The sequence below is a fragment of the Muricoccus vinaceus genome (assembly GCF_042433125.1).
GTDB lineage: Bacteria > Pseudomonadota > Alphaproteobacteria > Acetobacterales > Acetobacteraceae > Roseomonas > Roseomonas vinacea.
Map to the genome: position 1 here is coordinate 222,299 of NZ_JBHLVZ010000001.1, position 14,502 is coordinate 236,800.

Below are 14,502 nucleotides of genomic sequence, written 5' to 3' on the forward strand. Positions count from 1 at the left end.
CGGAGGGCGGGACCATGGCCGGATCGAAGCCGCTGGCGGGGCTGCTGGTTGTTTCCATGGAGCAGGCGGTGGCCGCGCCCTATTGCGCGGGGCGCCTGGCCGATGCCGGCGCGCGGGTGATCAAGATCGAGCGCGCCGAGGGCGACTTCGCCAGGGGATACGACGCGGCCGCGAAGGGCCTGTCCTCCTATTTCGTGTGGCTGAACCGCGGCAAGGAAAGCGTGGTCCTCGACATCAAGGCGGCCGACGACCTCGCCCTGCTCCGGCGCATGGTGGCGCGGGCGGATGTGTTCATCCAGAACCTCGCGCCCGGCGCGGCGGCGCGCGCCGGCTTCGGCAGCGCCGAGCTGCGCGCGGCGCATGACCGTCTGATCACGGTTGACATATCAGGCTATGGCGAGAGCGGCGACTATGCGGACATGAAGGCCTACGACCTTCTCGTGCAGGCCGAGAGCGGGCTGTGCTCCGTCACCGGGCGCCCCGAGGGGCCGGGGCGCGTCGGCGTGTCCGTCTGCGACATCGCCTGCGGCATGAACGCCCATGCCGCCGTGCTGGAGGCGCTGATCGAGCGCGGCATCACCGGCCGTGGCAAGGGCATCGCCGTCTCCCTCTTCGACGGCATGGCGGACTGGATGAACGTGCCGCTGCTCTACTTCGAGGGCACCGGGCGGGCGCCGGCCCGGGTTGGGCTCGCCCATCCCTCCATCTGCCCCTACGGCGCCTTCGCGACGGCGGACGGGTCGCAGGTGCTGATCTCCATCCAGAACGAGCGCGAATGGGCGGAGTTCTGCGGGCACTTCCTGGGCCAGCCGGACCTGCCGCAGCGCGAGGGCTTCCGCAGCAACGTCGAGCGCGTGGCGAACCGCCCCATGGTGGACGCGCATGTCGCCCAGGCCTTCGCGGCCCTGTCGCGGGATGAAGCGGCGGCCAGCCTGCGCGCGGCGCGCACCGCCTTCGGCTTCGTCAACGACCTCGCGGCCTTCGCCCACCACCCGGCGCTCCGCCGGGTGGCACTGGACACGCCGGGCGGGCCCGTGGAGGCGGCCGCGCCGGCGGCGCTGTTCGACGACGGCCCGCGGGCGCTCGGCCCCGTGCCCGCGCTGGGCGAGCACACGAATCGGATCCGGCAGGAGTTCGCAACATGAACGGCGCCCCCGTCGCCCCGCTTTTCGTCCCCGGCCATCGGCCGGATCGCTTCGCGAAGGCCGCTGCCTCCGGCGCGGACGCGGTGATCATCGACCTGGAGGACGCGGTTCCGCCGGAGGAAAAGGAGGCGGCCCGCCGCGCCGCCGCCGGCGCCTGCCTGCCGGGCATCCGCGTCCTCGTGCGCGTGAACGCCAGCGGCACGCCCTGGCACGCGGAGGATCTCGCGGCCCTGTCCGGCGCGGGCGTCGGCGGCATCGTCCTGCCCAAGGCGGAGGATCCGGCGGGAATGGCGACGATCCGCGCGTTGCTGCCCGAGGACGGCCTGGCCGTGGCACTGATCGAATCCGCCCGCGGCCTGGCGGCGGCGCGGGAGCTGGCACGGGCCGCGGGGTGCCTCGCCTTCGGCTCCATGGATTTCGCCGCCGACCTCGGCTGCGCCCATACGCGTGATGCCCTGCTGATGGCGCGGCTGGAGCTCGTTTTGGCCTCGCGACTGGCCGGGCTGCCGGCGCCGCTGGATGGCGTCACGGCCACGATCGGGGACGATGCGCTGGTGGAGGACGATGCCCGGCACGCGGCCGGGCTCGGCTTTGGCGGCAAGCTGCTGATCCATCCGCGCCAGGTGGCGCCGGCGCTGCGCGGCTTCGCCCCCGGGGAGGACGAGGTGACCTGGGCGCGGCGCGTGCTCGCCACCGGCGGCGACGGCGCGGAGAAGGTGGACGGGATGATGATCGACGCGCCCGTTCGCATGCGGGCCGTGCGCATCCTGGCGCGCGCGGGGGGCTGATCCGCGCTGGCCTTCCCGGACGGGGCGTGGTGATCTTCGGGCGGGAAACATCGCGTCACCGGCCGATCCGAGAAGGAGATTGCCGATGCAGCGTCGCAGCCTGATGAAAACCGCTGCCGCGGGCCTGGTCCTGCCCTTCGTCGCGCGGGCACAGGCCAGCACCACGCTGCGCTTCACCCCGCAGCAGGACGTGGTGACGCTGGATCCCGTCACCACCACCGCCTATGCCACGCGCAACCACGGCTACATGGTGTTCGACACGCTCTACGGCATGGATGCCGGCTTCCGGGCGACGCCGCAGATGGTGGACGGCCATAGCGTGGAGGCCGACGGCAGGCTGTGGAACCTGACGCTCCGCGAGGGCCTGCGCTTCCATGACGGGGAGCGCGTGCTGGCGCGGGACTGCGTCGCCAGCATCCGGCGCTGGGCCAGGCGCGACCCCTTCGGCGGCCTGCTCATGGAGGCGACGGACGAGCTTTCCGCCCCCGACGACCGCACCATCCGCTTCCGGCTGAAGCGGCCCTTCCCCCTCCTGCCCTTCGCGCTGGGAAAGGCCTCGGTTCCCGTCTGCGCCATGATGCCGGAGCGGCTGGCCAACACCGATCCCTTCCGGCAGGTGACGGAGCTGGTCGGCAGCGGCCCCTTCCGGTTCAAGGCCGATGAGCGCGTGCCGGGATCGCTGAGCGTTTACACGAAGTTCGAGGGCTACGTGCCGCGGCGCGACGGTGCCCTGACCTGGACCTCCGGTCCGAAGGTCGTGCATTTCGACCGGGTGGAATGGCGCGTGATGCCCGATCCCTCCACCGCCACCTCGGCACTGATCGCCGGCGAGGCGGACTGGCAGGAATACGCCTATCACGACCAGCTCCCGCTGATGCGGCGGAACCGCAACATCAGGGTGGAGGTGAAAGACCCCACGGGCTTCGTGGGGATGATGCAGGTGAACCACCTGCAGGCACCCTTCAACAACCCGGCCATCCGGCGCGCGCTCTGGGGCGCGATCGACCAGGAGGCCACCATGCAGGCGCTGGTGGGCGCGGGGGAAACCAGCCTCTACACCCTGCCGCTCGGCTTCTTCTGCAACGGCACGCCGATGGCGAGCGCGGAGGGCCTCGCGCCGCTGAACGGCGCGCGCGACATGGGCAGGGTGCGCGCCGCGCTGCGCGATGCGGGGTATCGCGGCGAGCCCGTGCTGCTGATGATCCCCTCCACCTCCTCGGGCTCATCCGTGATGGGGGCGGTGGCCGCGGATTCGCTCAAGCAGGCCGGCATGAACGTCGAGGTTTATTCGGTGGAGTTCAACGCCATGCTCCAGCGGCGCAACCGCCGCGGGCCGGTGGCGGATGGCGGGTGGAGCGCCTTCATCACGAACTGGGCGGGCATGGACTGGCTGAACCCCGCCGTCCACATCGCGCTGCGCGGGGCGGGGGAGGCCGGCTATGCCGGCTGGGCCACCATCCCGCGGATCGAGGCGTTGCGGGCGGCCTGGTTCGAGGCGCCCGACGAGGCCGCGCAGAAGGCGATCTGCCGGGACATCCAGGCCGAGGGGATGCGGGAGGTGCCCTACTATCCCCTCGGCCAGTATCTCCAGCCCACCGCCTGGCGCACGGGCATCACGGGCGTGCTGGACGGCTTCGCCACCTTCTGGAACGTGCGCCGGTCCTAGTGCTTCGCGGCGGCGGCCCGGATCTGGGCCACCGTCTGGCGGTTGGTGATCTGCTCCGGGCTCATCCGCACCTCGATCACGGCGGGCTTCCCGCTTTCCCGCGCGCGGCGGAAGGCGGGGACCAGCTCGTCGGTGGCGGTGACGACCTCGCCGTGCCCGCCGAAGGCCTCGATGAACTTCGCGAAGTCGGGATTGGTGAGCTGCGTGCCGGAGACGCGGCCGGGATAGTGGCGCTCCTGGTACATGCGGATGGTGCCGTACTGGCCGTTGTTCACGACCATGATGATGGGGGCGACGCCCGACTGGAAGGCCGTCGCGATCTCCTGCCCCGTCATCAGGAAGCCGCCGTCGCCCACGAAGCCCAGCACGCAGCGGCCGCGATAGGTGATGGCGGCGCCGAGGGCCGCCGGCACGGAATAGCCCATGGCGCCGTTGGTCGGGCCGAGGAACTCCTGGTCCTCCCGGAGCGTCATGAAGCGCTGCGGCCAGGTGGCGAAGTTGCCGGCGTCGGTGGTGAAGATGGTGTCCGGCGGAAGCTCGGCCTCCAGCGCCTGGAGCGCGCGGGCCAGGTTCAGCGGCCCCTCGTAGTCGGGCGCGGCGACGCTCGCCTCGCGCCCGGCGCGGAGCTTCCTGGTCCACTCGCCCCAGGGGCGCGGCTTGCCCGGCGCGGCGTCCCGCAGCGCGAGGGCGAAGGCGTTGAGGTCGGCGGTGATGCCGAGCAGCGGGCGGAAGACGCGGCCGATCTCGGCGGGATCGGGGTGGACCTGCACGATCGGGCTGGTCTGCCCCGCGGGAAACAAGGTGTAGCCCTGGCTGGTCGCCTCCCCGAGGCGGCTGCCGATGGCGATGACGAGGTCGGACTCCTTCACGCGCGCGACGAGGCCGGGATCGGAGCCCACGCCGAGGTCGCCGGCGAAGTTGGGCGAGGTGCCGTCGAACAGCCCGAGGCGGCGGAAGCCGACGGCCACGGGCAGGTCATGAGCGAGGCAGAAGTCGCGCACGGCCGCCTTGCCCTCGGCCGACCAGCCGGTGCCGCCGAGCACAACCACGGGCCGCTCCGCGCCGTCCAGCAGGGAGAGCAGGCGGGGGATGGCGCCGGGCGCGGGCGAGGCCGGCAGGGTCGGCGCGGGGCCGACATCCGGCACCTCCACCACCGCCTTCTGCATTTCCTCGGAGATGGCGACCACCACGGGGCCGGGGCGGCCGCTGCGCGCCACGTCGAAGGCGCGGGCCATCAGCTCGGGGATGCGGGCGGCGTCGTCGATCTGCGTCACCCACTTGGCCAGCGGGGAGAACATCCGGCGGTAGTCCACCTCCTGGAAGGTGTCTCGGTCGGTCTCGCTGAAGGGGATCTGGCCGACGATCAGCACCAGCGGCGTGCTGTCCTGCATGGCCACGTGCACGCCGATGCTCGCGTGGCAGGCGCCGGGGCCGCGGGTGACGATGGCGACGCCCGGGCGGCCGGTGAGCTTGCCATGGGCCTCGGCCATGTGGACGGCTCCGGCCTCGAAGCGGCAGGTGACCAGTTCCACGCGCTCGCGCACCTCGTAGAGGCCGTCCAGCAGGTCGAGGAAGGACTCGCCCGGCACCGAGAAGGCGTGGGTCACGCCCTGGGCCACCAGCGCATCGGCCAGGAGCTGCCCGCCCGTCCTCGCTTGTGTGATTCCCTGCCGTGCCGCCGCGCCATCGTCCATCGGTCGTTTTCCCACGCTGGGGCCCGCTGCGGGCCGAAGGGGGCGGAGACTACGTCCGGAGCGGGACGCCGCCAACGCCCCCGCCGGGCCACTAGCGCGTCAGCTCCACCGCCGACGAGGTGTAGAGGGAGACGCATTCCTCGGTCAGCACGCCCTCGATCACCTCGAGGTCCCATCCCACGGTGGCGGCGAAGCTTTCGACGGTGTAACCGTTGAAGTTGAAGGCCTTTCTGGCCAAGCGCTTCACGTCCGCGTTGCGCGCCCCCATCACCAGCCGCGTGAAGCCGCCGTTCAGGATGGCGCCCAGGCACATCGGGCAGGGCTCGCAGGTGGCGTAGAAGGTGCAGTCGGGCAGCTCTCGCCGGCCGAGGGCGCGGCAGGCCATGCCCACCGCCAGAGTCTCGGAATGGGCGGTGGCGTCGCAGAGGCCGACCTTCCTGCTCCAGGTCTTGGCCACCACCTCCCCCTCCCGCGCCACCAGGGCGCCGAAGGGCTGCTCGCCGAGGGAGGCGCCGTGGCGCGCCTGCTCGATGGCCATGGCCATCATGCGCTCGTGCTCGTTCATCCCGGGCATGGCGCGTTCAGCCCGCCACCGCCAGCACCCGCGCCTCGCGCGGGGGCAGGAAGTCGCGCCGGAAGACCTCCCGGACGCCGGGGCTGCGCGGCAGGGCATAGGTCTGCACAACCGTGCCGATGGCGCCCTCCAGGCGCTTGTCGTCGAGGTCGCCGAGGCCAAGCGCCTGGGTCTCGGGCGTCACCATCTGGGCACGCAGCATGTAGAGCATGCGCTGGCGCTCGATGGCGGGCTCCGTCAGCGGCTCCACCCGCTTCAACTCGGCGACCCCGGCATCCGGGTCGGCGGCGACCTCAAGGATCGCGCGGTTGATGGCGGACACCAGGCCGCGCACCGCCTCCGGCCTGTTCCGCAGCAGGGCCTGGCTGACCATGACGCCGTTGGAATACTGGTCGAGGCCCATGTCGCTGTAGAAGAACCAGCGGAAGTCCCGCTCGGGGTTCCGGCCCATGCCGACGAAGTTCATGTAGCTGGTGCCCGAGAACTGGGCGATCGCATCCACCTGCCCCTGCACCAGCATCTGCTCCACCAGGTTCGGCGCGATGGCCGCGATCTGCACGCGGGCGGGATCGACGCCGTTCCGCGCGGCGAGCGCCGGGAACATGCGGGCGGTGGCCGAACCCGCGGGCGCGCCGAGCTGCCGCCCCTCCAGGTCCTTGAGCGTCCGCACCGGGCCGTCGGCGCGGGCGATGATGGCGTAGGGGGCACGGTTGTAGACGAGGTAGACCATGACCGGCTGCTCGCCGGGGCGCTGGGCGGCGTTCTGGATCACCGCGTTGATGTCGCCGAAGCCGGCATCGTAGGCGCCGGACATGACGCGGGTGACGGCCGCCGCCGAGCCTTCGCCCTGGTCGATCGTCACCTCCAGCCCCGCCTCGCGGAAGAAGCCGCGGCTCTGGGCGATGTAGTACCAGGCGTGGGGGCCCTGCGCCTTCCAGTCCAGGATGAAGCGGATGGGAGTGGCGGGCTGGGCGCGCGTCGCGGCGGCGCCCAGCACCATGGGGCCGGCGAGCGATGCGGCCAGCAGGGAGCGGCGGGTTGGGTGGGGCATGACGGGACACTCCTGCGGCGCCCCGGGCGGGAGGGCCGGGGGCACGGGAATGCCGCGTGGGGGTGCGGGCGGCGATGGCGATGCGGACTTGCGGCGGCTTTCCCCCGCCGGACCGGCCGCACCCCGCCGGGGATGCGCGCCACGGTCTTCCGCAGTCGGGACATGTGCGTGCCTGACGGCGGGAACCGCGATGCAGGTTCCGTGCCTCGGCCGTGCTGCTTGGAACAGGGCGCGCGCGGGGGCATCCTGGCGGCGAAACCGGAGTTGTGCGCGCATGAAGGCGATCTTCGTGATGATCAAGTGCGAGATGGGGGCCGCCTACCGCGTGGCGCGGGAAATGGCGGACAGCATTCCCGAGCTGTCGGAGATGCACTCGACCAGCGGGCAGTACGACCTTCTCGGCAAGTTCTACCTGGAGCCCGAGCAGGATATCGGCTTGTTCGTGGTGGAGCGTGTGCAGGGCGTGGCGGGGGTGAAGGACACCTACACCCTCCAGACCTTCAACGCCTTTTCCGGCCCTCGGGGCTGAGTCCGGGCGCCGGGGCGGGCGCCACGAAAAGACCATCGTGCCGCCGCGCCCTGCCGCGGCGATGCCGCGAGGGTGCCACGCGCGCGGCCCATGTTAGGGACCATCGGAGGTCCCATCAGATGAAGGTCCGCTTTCTTCCCGCCCTCGCCCTCGGCGCCGCCCTGGCCACGGCGGGCTGCCAGAACCCCGACGGCTCCACGGACTGGGGCAGCACGCTGGCGCTGGGCGCGGGCGTCGGGCTGGCAGCCGGGTTGCTCGCGGCTTCGGCGAGCGACAACGGGCACCACGCCCGGCAACCCGACCGGCGTGGTTACGGTTCCTATGGTGGCCTTGGGCGCGGCTATGGGCGGCCCTATGCGCAAGGCTACGGAAACGGGAGGGGTTGGTGATGAAGGCGCGGTTCGCGTTGCTGGCGGTGGCGGGGCTGTCGCTGGGCGGCTGCTACTATGCCCCTTATGGCGAGCCGAACGTGGCGGGGGCGGCGCTGGTGGGCGCCGGCGTTGGCGCGGCGGCCGGGGCGGCCATCGCGTCCGGCCCGACCTATTACGCGCCGGCGCCCTACTACCCCCGGCCCTATTACGGTTACGGCTACGGCTACTACCCGCGCTACGGCTACGGTTACCGCCGCTGGTAGGCGGCCGCGCGGCTCAGTCGAAGCCCAGGAAGCCCGGCATGGCGGAGATCGGCGGCGCCTTCGCCAGCGCCGCGATGTCCGGCACCGGGCGCGCCATGGTGGTGTCGCCCGCGACGGCCGCCTCGATCGCGGCGGCGGCCCGCAGCACCAGGGCGTCGCCGCCCCTCGGCCCCACGATCTGCAGGCCGAAGGGCATGCCCTTGGCATCCCGGCCCAGCGGGATCGAGATGGCGGGGTGGCCGGTCAGCGTCACGATGTAGGCCATGGCCAGCCAGTGGAAGTAGGTGCGGGTCTTCTGCCCGTCGATCTCCGCGGGGAACAGCTCGGACCACGGCCGCGGCGAGATGGTGATGGCGGGGGTGACGATCAGGTCGGTGCCCGCCTCGAAGAAGTCCTGCCAGCGCTGGTAGAGCTGGGTCTGGAGAATGCCGGCATGGGCGACGTCGGCGGCCGAGTAGCCCAGCCCTTCCGCCACGTTCGCCCGCACGTTGGGGCCGACCATGTCCGGCGTTTCCGCCACCTTCTTCGCGTGGGCGGCGACGAAGTTGAGCGCGCGCAGAACCTCGAAGGCCTCGTCCGCGCCGGTGCAGTCGGGGGTCGCCGCTTCCATGCGCGCGAAGAGCGGGGCGAGCGCCGCGACGCGGGCGCGGAAGGCCTCGCGCACGGTGTTCTCGACCAGGGCGAGGCCGAAATCCTCGGTGGCGGCCACGCGCAGCGCGGAAAGGTCGAGGGGGCGCAGCGGCGTCCACATCTCGGCCGCGCCGCGCACGGGGTGGCCGGGCAGCGTGTAGGAGAGCGGGTCGCGCGCGTCGTCGCCGGCCATGGCCGCCAGCAGCAGGGCGGCGTCGGGCACGTTGCGGGCCATGGGGCCGAGCACCGGCAGGTTCTGCCAGCCCAGCAGGCGGCGCTCGCTGGAAACCAGGCCCGGGCTGGGGCGGAAGCCGACGATGCCGTTGAAGGCCGCGGGGTTGCGGAGAGAGCCGCCCGTGTCGGAGCCCGAGCAGATCGCGAACATGCCCGCCGCCAGCGCCGCGCCTGATCCACCCGAGGAGCCGGCCGCGGAGCGCTTGGGGTCGTGCGGGTTGCCCGTCGCGCCATAGACGGCGTTGCGCGTGTTGGCGCCGGCGCCGAATTCGGGCGTGTTGGTCTTGGCCGTGATGATGGCGCCCGCGGCGCGGATGCGCGCGACCGAGCGGAGATCGGCCTTCGGCACGTGGTCCTTGAACAGGGGGCTGCCGAAGGTGGTGACCAGCCCTTCCGTTTCCTCCAGGTCCTTGATGCCGATGGGCAGGCCATGCAGCAGGCCGAGCGTATCGCCCCGCATCACCGCCGCCTCGGCCGCCCGGGCATCGGCGCGGGCGCGCGGCTCGTCCATGGCGACCACGGCGTTGATGGCCGGGTTCACCAGGGCGATGCGGGCGAGGCAGGAGTCGAGCAGCTCCACGGGGGAAAGCTGCCTGGTCCCGATCAGCCTGCGGGCTTCAAGGGCGGAAAGGTCGCAGGGCTCGGTCATCGGCACATCCCGTCGGCAGGTCATCAGGCAGGGGCGGGCCGCGCCGGGGCGCGGCCCGTTCGGGCGTCAGTAGCCCATCGCGCAGCCGTCCTTGCGCGGGTCGGAGCCGCCGATCAGCACGCCGCGCTCCCGGTCGATCAGGATCGCCTGCCCGCCGCCATGCGGCTTCTTGATGAGCTTGGGCTGGTGCCCCAGCGCCGCGAGCTCCGCCTTCAGCCCCTCGGGCAGGCCGGTCTCGATCTCCACGTCGCGGTGGCTGGCACCGACGCTCGGGAAGACGCGGGTCAGGTCCAGCGCCTCCTGCACGTCCATGCCGAACTGGAAGTGGTTCGCGAGGAACCAGCTCTGCCCCATCGGCTGGAAGTGCCCGCCCATCACGCCGTAGGGCATGATGGCCTGGCCGTTCTTCATCACCATGCCCGGGATGATCGTGTGCATCGGGCGCTTGCGGGGCGCGATGCAGTTCGGGTGGCCTTCCTGGAGGCGGAAGCCGAAGCCACGGTTCTGGAGCATGACGCCAGAGCCCTCGGCCAGGATGCCCGAGCCGAAGCCCTCGAACAGGGAGTTGATGAAGGAGCAGGCGTTGCCGTCCTTGTCCACCACGGTGAGGTAGACGGTGTCCTTGTGCTTCTGCCAGTCCACGTCGCCGGCGGGCGGCAGGTCCACCATCGCCTTGTCGTCGCTGATCATGCCGCGGAGCTTGTCGAGGTAGCCGTCCGACAGCAGCTTCGCGAGCGGCACCTCGACCTGGGAGGGATCGGCGAGGAAGGCGTCGCGGTCGCGGTAGACCAGGCGCGCCGCTTCCAGGTGGCGGTGGATGCGCGTCGCGGTCAGCGGGCCACCGGGGTCGGGGAAGCCCTCGAGGATGCCCAGCAGCATGAGCACCAGGAGGCCCGAGCCGTTGGGCGGGCACTGGAAGACCTCCATGCCCTGCCACTTGCGGGAAATCGGGTCCACGAAGTTGGCGGCGTTCTGCCCCTCGGCGAAGTCCTCCTCCGTGTGGCTGCCGCCGGCCTCGCGAAGGGTCTTCACCATGTCGGCCGCGATGGGGCCGGTGTAGAAGGCGCGGGCGCCGTCGCGGCCGATGGCGCGCAGCGTCTTGCCGAGCTCGGGCTGCACGAAGCGGTCGCCGAAGGCGAAGGCCTGCCCGTCCTTGAGGAAGCGGCGGGCGGAGGCCGGGTTCTTCGAAAGCTTGCCCACGCTGTCCTCCCAGTCCGCCGAAACGCGGGAGGAGACGGCGAAGCCCTGCTCGGCATAGCCGATCGCGGGCTGGAGGATCTGGTCGAGGCCGAGCTTGCCGTGAGCCTTGTTCAGCGCCTCCCAGGCGGACACGGCGCCGGGCACGGTGACCGAGTGGGCGGAAGTGTTGACCATGGCGGTCAGGCCATCGGCCCGCAGCCGCTCGGGCGTGGCCCCCGCCGGCGCACGGCCGGAGCCGTTGATGGCGATCACCCCGCCCGAGGCCGGGGCGTAGAGGCAGAAGCAGTCGCCGCCGATCCCCGTGGATTGCGGCTCCACCACGCCCAGCACGGCGCAGGCGGCGATCGCGGCGTCGATCGCGTTGCCGCCCGCCCGCATGGTGTCGAGGGCCGCGAGGGTGGCGACGGGCATGGAAGTCGCCGCCATCGCGTTGAGGGCCATGGCCGGGCTGCGCCCGGGAAGGTGAAGGTCGCGCATCAGATGGAACAAAGCCCCCCGTCGATTAGCAGGCTCGCCCCCGTGATGCCGGCCGCGGCCGGGGAGGCGAGAAAGATGATCGCGCCCATCACGTCCTCGACGGTCAGGATGCGCCCGAGGGGGATACGCCGGGATTCCCGTGCGCGAAAGGCTGTATCCGAGAGGATACCCTCGGTGAGCGGCGTTTCCACGAAGCCCGGGCAGATCGCGTTCACCCGGATGCCGTGCTGGGCCAGTTCCACCGCCCAGGCCTTGGTGAAGCCTTCCAGCGCATGCTTGGTGCCGGTGTAGACGCTGCGGTTCATCCCGGCGATGTGCCCGTTCACCGAGGAAACGTTGACGATGGCGCCCCCCTGCCCGGCCGCCACCATGCCGCGCGCCACCGCCTGGCCCACGGCGAAGGCGGCGCGCGTGTTGAGGTCGACCAGGGCGTCAAAGGACTCGTCCGACACCTCCGTGAAGGGCTCGCGGATGTTGGTGCCGGCGTTGTTCACCAGGATGCGGAATGGCCCTTCGGCCTCCACGGCCGCCCGCACGGCATCGCGGTTTGTCACGTCCAGGGCAAGCGCGTGGGCCTTGTGGCCCACGGCGGAAAGCGCCTCGGCGGCCTCCCGCAGCGCCTCGATCCGGCGGGCGGCCAGCACCACCTCGGCCCCGGCTTCGGCCAGGGCCACGGCGGCGGCCCGGCCGATGCCGCCGGAGGCGCCGGTCACCAGGGCGCGCTGGCCGTCGAGGCGGAAGCTGGGGGTGCTGGGCAGCGGGGCGGCGGTCATCGGGGGAGCCTGCGCAGGGTGGCCCGCCACCGCAAGCCCCCGGCTCCCCTTGGCTCAGCCGGGCATCCAGGGCCGGGCGCGGGCCTGGGCGGCCATGCGCACCCCGGCATTGGCGGCGCCGTAGCCGTCATAGCCGCCGCGCCGCTCCAGCACCTCGAAGAAGAAGCGATCCTCGAAGGAAACGGTGAAGGCATGAAGGAAGGCGCCGCCCTGGCCGTCGCCGTCATAGAGGAGGTGGCCCCGCTCCAGCGCGGCCAGCGCCTCGTCCTCCAGGCCGAAGCGGGCGCCGAGGTCCTCGTAGTAGTTGGCGGGGATCTCCAGCATCGGCGCCGTGCGCCCGGCCGCGAAGGCCGCCACGTCGGGCGTGGAGAAGGCGACGTGGTGCACCCCCGCCCCGGCCATGGCCGAGACGAAGCGGCCCGTCGCCGTCTGGCGGCTTTCCGAGACGTTCAGCGGCATTCGCACCCGCCCGGCGGGGTCGGCCATGGCGCGGCTGCGCACCAGGCCCTGGGGGTCCGGCAGGTCGAGCGGCGCGCCGGGCTCCAGGCCGAAGACCGAGCGGTGGAACAGGACGAAGCCGTCCATCTGGCCGCCGGTCAGGGCATGGGCCACGTGGTCCACCTGCGCCAGGGCTCCCGGGGCGGCCGGTTCCTCCGGCACCAGGAGGTGGAAGTCGCTTTCCCATATGGAGCGGGCGCCGGGCTCCACGAGGTAGATCAGCGTGCCGTCGGGCGCGCGCACGGCGGGGATGGCGCGCTCCCCCTCCCCCACGCGCTCGCGCCAGATGGAGCAGAGCAGGGCCTCGGCGCGGGACAGGGCGCGGGCGGCGTTGTCCACGCGCAGGGCGGTCGCGCAGACGGAGGCGCCGTGCAGCTCGAAATGTCCGGCGGCGGCGCTGTCGGGCTCGGCGTTCAGCACGAGGTTCACGCCGCCCTGGCGCCAGAGCTCCACCGCCTTGGAACGGTGCCGCCCGGCCAGGCGGAAGCCCAGGGTGGCAACAAAGGTCGCGAGATCGCGCCCCCGGGCCTCGTCCACCGCGAATTCCAGGAACTCCACGCCGCCAAGGGCGGGCGGGGGCGGCAGCGGCGCGGCGGGAACGGAGGGGGCGGCAATCACCGAATCCAGCCAGATCAGGGAGCGGTGCCCGTCGCGCGCGATGCGGCGGGCCGGGGCCGCGCGGAACTCGTCGTTGAACACCTCCAGCGAGAGGGGGCCGCGATAGCCGGCCGCCAGGACCTCGCGCGTGAAGGCGGGCACGTCCAGCTCCCCCTGCCCCGGGAAGTTCCGGAAATGCCGTGACCAGCCGAGCACGTCCATGGTCAGGCGCGGGGCGTCGGCGAGCTGCACGAAGGCGATGCGCTCGCCCGGGACCTCGGCCGACAGCCCGTCCAGCGTGTCGCCGAGGGAAAGGGTGTGGAAGCTGTCCAGGATCAAGCCCAGCGCGGGGTGATCGGCGCGCTGCACGATGTCCCAGGCCTGGCGCCAGCGGTTCACGTGGCGCCCCCAGGCGAGGGCCTCGTAGCCGACCCGGAGGCCGCGGGCGGCGGCGCGCTCCGCCATCTCGCGCAGGTCGGCGGCGGCCCGCTCCGGGTCGTCCAGGGCCGAGGGCTGGGTGTTGCTGCAAACCAGCACGAGATCGGTGCCCAGCGCCTGCATCACGTCGAACTTGCGCTCGGCCCGGTCCATGTTGCGGCGGCGCTGCGGCTCGGGCATCGCCTCGAAGTCGCGGAAGGGCTGGAAGATGGTGATGGCGAGGTTGAGGTCCGCCGCCATCTCGCGGATGCCCTCGGGCGGGCCGTCATGGGTCAGCAGGTCCTGCTCGAAGATCTCCACCCCCTGAAACCCGGCGGAGGCCGCGGCCTCCAGCTTGTCCGGCAGGCTGCCTGACAGGCAGACGGTGGCGATGGACTTCGGCAGCGCGCGCAGGCGGTCGCGAGGGGCTTCGGGCATGCGGTCCGTATGCGCTCCGTGGCGCGGGCCATCCGCGGGCGCGCCGGCCGGGCCCGCAGGGGCGGCGCCCATCCAGCTTAGAGCGGATCGGCGCCCCCTCTTCCAGCCCGCCCCTTCCAGGAAGCGGGGCCCTCCGCTATGCGCGGCGAATGGAGACGCCCGCCGCCCTCGACGAGTTCGACCGCATCGACATCCGCGCCGGCACGGTGGTGGATGCCAAGCCCTTCCCGGAGGCGCGCAAGCCCTCCATCCAGCTCTGGGTGGATTTCGGCGAGGGCATCGGCATCCGGCGCTCCTCGGCCCAGGTCACGGTGCACTACGCGCCGGAAACGCTGATCGGGCGGCAGGTGATGGCCGTGGTGAACTTCGCGCCGCGCCGGATCGCCGGCTTCATGAGCGAGGTGCTGGTGCTCGGCGCGCCCGACGAGGCCGGCGCGGTGGTGCTGCTGCGCCCCGACCAGCCGGTTCCCAACGGCGCCCGGATGTTCTGACCCGGGCTTTCCGCCCC

Annotated in this window: 14 protein-coding genes; 7 read left to right on the forward strand and 7 right to left on the reverse strand. The window is 72.3% G+C overall.

Going from position 1 to position 14,502, the window contains the following annotated elements:
* The first annotated feature begins 14 nt into the window (after nt 1–14).
* The 3 genes from ACFFIC_RS01100 (at nt 15) to ACFFIC_RS01110 (ending at nt 3,599) form a co-directional block, all read left to right on the forward strand.
* A complete protein-coding gene (locus ACFFIC_RS01100) occupies nt 15–1,145 on the forward strand; it encodes a CaiB/BaiF CoA transferase family protein (protein ID WP_377048161.1) in 1,131 nt (376 codons plus the stop codon).
* Nucleotides 1,142–1,933: an HpcH/HpaI aldolase/citrate lyase family protein gene (locus ACFFIC_RS01105; protein ID WP_377048162.1), complete on the forward strand. Its 792-nt coding sequence runs from the start codon at nt 1,142–1,144 to the stop codon at nt 1,931–1,933. Before ACFFIC_RS01100 ends, ACFFIC_RS01105 begins: the two co-directional genes overlap by 4 nt.
* An 85-nt stretch (nt 1,934–2,018) precedes the next feature.
* On the forward strand, nt 2,019–3,599 hold the full coding sequence (locus ACFFIC_RS01110; RefSeq protein WP_377048163.1) for an ABC transporter substrate-binding protein: 1,581 nt from the start codon (nt 2,019–2,021) through the stop codon (nt 3,597–3,599).
* Here ACFFIC_RS01110 and ACFFIC_RS01115 read toward each other — a convergent pair.
* From ACFFIC_RS01115 to ACFFIC_RS01125, 3 genes are all read right to left on the reverse strand, one after another.
* A complete protein-coding gene (locus tag ACFFIC_RS01115; RefSeq protein WP_377048164.1) occupies nt 3,596–5,293 on the reverse strand; it encodes a thiamine pyrophosphate-dependent enzyme in 1,698 nt (565 codons plus the stop codon). The genes ACFFIC_RS01110 and ACFFIC_RS01115 overlap by 4 nt on opposite strands.
* 91 nt (nt 5,294–5,384) lie before the next feature.
* Entirely contained in the window at nt 5,385–5,867 is a 483-nt protein-coding gene (locus ACFFIC_RS01120) for a nucleoside deaminase (RefSeq protein ID WP_377048165.1), read from the reverse strand.
* A 7-nt stretch (nt 5,868–5,874) separates the two neighbouring features.
* Nucleotides 5,875–6,918, reverse strand: a complete 1,044-nt coding sequence (locus ACFFIC_RS01125; protein ID WP_377048166.1) for an ABC transporter substrate-binding protein — start codon at nt 6,916–6,918, stop codon at nt 5,875–5,877.
* 274 nt (nt 6,919–7,192) lie between these two features.
* Here ACFFIC_RS01125 and ACFFIC_RS01130 point away from each other — a divergent pair, with 274 nt between their 5' ends.
* The 3 genes from ACFFIC_RS01130 (at nt 7,193) to ACFFIC_RS01140 (ending at nt 8,081) form a co-directional block, all read left to right on the forward strand.
* A complete protein-coding gene (locus ACFFIC_RS01130; RefSeq protein ID WP_377048167.1) occupies nt 7,193–7,447 on the forward strand; it encodes an Lrp/AsnC ligand binding domain-containing protein in 255 nt (84 codons plus the stop codon).
* A 119-nt stretch (nt 7,448–7,566) separates the two neighbouring features.
* Nucleotides 7,567–7,836 carry a hypothetical protein gene (locus ACFFIC_RS01135; RefSeq protein WP_377048168.1) on the forward strand — a complete coding sequence of 90 codons (270 nt, stop codon included), beginning with the start codon at nt 7,567–7,569 and terminating at the stop codon, nt 7,834–7,836.
* Nucleotides 7,836–8,081 carry a hypothetical protein gene (locus ACFFIC_RS01140; RefSeq protein ID WP_377048169.1) on the forward strand — a complete coding sequence of 82 codons (246 nt, stop codon included), beginning with the start codon at nt 7,836–7,838 and terminating at the stop codon, nt 8,079–8,081. Before ACFFIC_RS01135 ends, ACFFIC_RS01140 begins: the two co-directional genes overlap by 1 nt.
* A gap of 13 nt (nt 8,082–8,094) precedes the next feature.
* Here the strand turns inward: ACFFIC_RS01140 and ACFFIC_RS01145 are convergent, their stop codons facing one another.
* The 4 genes from ACFFIC_RS01145 to ACFFIC_RS01160 all read right to left on the reverse strand — a co-directional run bounded on the left by ACFFIC_RS01145 (nt 8,095) and on the right by ACFFIC_RS01160 (nt 13,994).
* A complete protein-coding gene (locus ACFFIC_RS01145) occupies nt 8,095–9,594 on the reverse strand; it encodes an amidase (protein WP_377048170.1) in 1,500 nt (499 codons plus the stop codon).
* Between the two features lie 66 nt (nt 9,595–9,660).
* Nucleotides 9,661–11,271, reverse strand: coding sequence for a gamma-glutamyltransferase family protein (locus ACFFIC_RS01150; protein WP_377048171.1), 1,611 nt, complete (start codon nt 11,269–11,271; stop codon nt 9,661–9,663).
* Nucleotides 11,271–12,044: an SDR family NAD(P)-dependent oxidoreductase gene (locus ACFFIC_RS01155; protein ID WP_377048172.1), complete on the reverse strand. Its 774-nt coding sequence runs from the start codon at nt 12,042–12,044 to the stop codon at nt 11,271–11,273. Before ACFFIC_RS01155 ends, ACFFIC_RS01150 begins: the two co-directional genes overlap by 1 nt.
* A 54-nt stretch (nt 12,045–12,098) precedes the next feature.
* Entirely contained in the window at nt 12,099–13,994 is a 1,896-nt protein-coding gene (locus ACFFIC_RS01160) for a bifunctional sugar phosphate isomerase/epimerase/4-hydroxyphenylpyruvate dioxygenase family protein (protein ID WP_377048174.1), read from the reverse strand.
* A gap of 149 nt (nt 13,995–14,143) precedes the next feature.
* Between ACFFIC_RS01160 and ACFFIC_RS01165 the strand changes: the two genes are divergently transcribed.
* On the forward strand, nt 14,144–14,485 hold the full coding sequence (locus ACFFIC_RS01165; RefSeq protein WP_377048175.1) for a tRNA-binding protein: 342 nt from the start codon (nt 14,144–14,146) through the stop codon (nt 14,483–14,485).
* Nucleotides 14,486–14,502: the final 17 nt, after the last annotated feature.

Coding starts and splice junctions, on each gene's coding strand:
- ACFFIC_RS01150 (WP_377048171.1), bottom strand. CDS start 11,271: ATGCGCGACCTTCACCTTCCCGGGCGCAGCCCGGCCATGGCCCTCAAC.
- ACFFIC_RS01110 (WP_377048163.1), top strand. CDS start 2,019: ATGCAGCGTCGCAGCCTGATGAAAACCGCTGCCGCGGGCCTGGTCCTG.
- ACFFIC_RS01165 (WP_377048175.1), top strand. CDS start 14,144: ATGGAGACGCCCGCCGCCCTCGACGAGTTCGACCGCATCGACATCCGC.
- ACFFIC_RS01115 (WP_377048164.1), bottom strand. CDS start 5,293: ATGGACGATGGCGCGGCGGCACGGCAGGGAATCACACAAGCGAGGACG.
- ACFFIC_RS01130 (WP_377048167.1), top strand. CDS start 7,193: ATGAAGGCGATCTTCGTGATGATCAAGTGCGAGATGGGGGCCGCCTAC.
- ACFFIC_RS01140 (WP_377048169.1), top strand. CDS start 7,836: ATGAAGGCGCGGTTCGCGTTGCTGGCGGTGGCGGGGCTGTCGCTGGGC.
- ACFFIC_RS01160 (WP_377048174.1), bottom strand. CDS start 13,994: ATGCCCGAAGCCCCTCGCGACCGCCTGCGCGCGCTGCCGAAGTCCATC.
- ACFFIC_RS01145 (WP_377048170.1), bottom strand. CDS start 9,594: ATGACCGAGCCCTGCGACCTTTCCGCCCTTGAAGCCCGCAGGCTGATC.
- ACFFIC_RS01135 (WP_377048168.1), top strand. CDS start 7,567: ATGAAGGTCCGCTTTCTTCCCGCCCTCGCCCTCGGCGCCGCCCTGGCC.
- ACFFIC_RS01100 (WP_377048161.1), top strand. CDS start 15: ATGGCCGGATCGAAGCCGCTGGCGGGGCTGCTGGTTGTTTCCATGGAG.
- ACFFIC_RS01105 (WP_377048162.1), top strand. CDS start 1,142: ATGAACGGCGCCCCCGTCGCCCCGCTTTTCGTCCCCGGCCATCGGCCG.
- ACFFIC_RS01120 (WP_377048165.1), bottom strand. CDS start 5,867: ATGCCCGGGATGAACGAGCACGAGCGCATGATGGCCATGGCCATCGAG.
- ACFFIC_RS01125 (WP_377048166.1), bottom strand. CDS start 6,918: ATGCCCCACCCAACCCGCCGCTCCCTGCTGGCCGCATCGCTCGCCGGC.
- ACFFIC_RS01155 (WP_377048172.1), bottom strand. CDS start 12,044: ATGACCGCCGCCCCGCTGCCCAGCACCCCCAGCTTCCGCCTCGACGGC.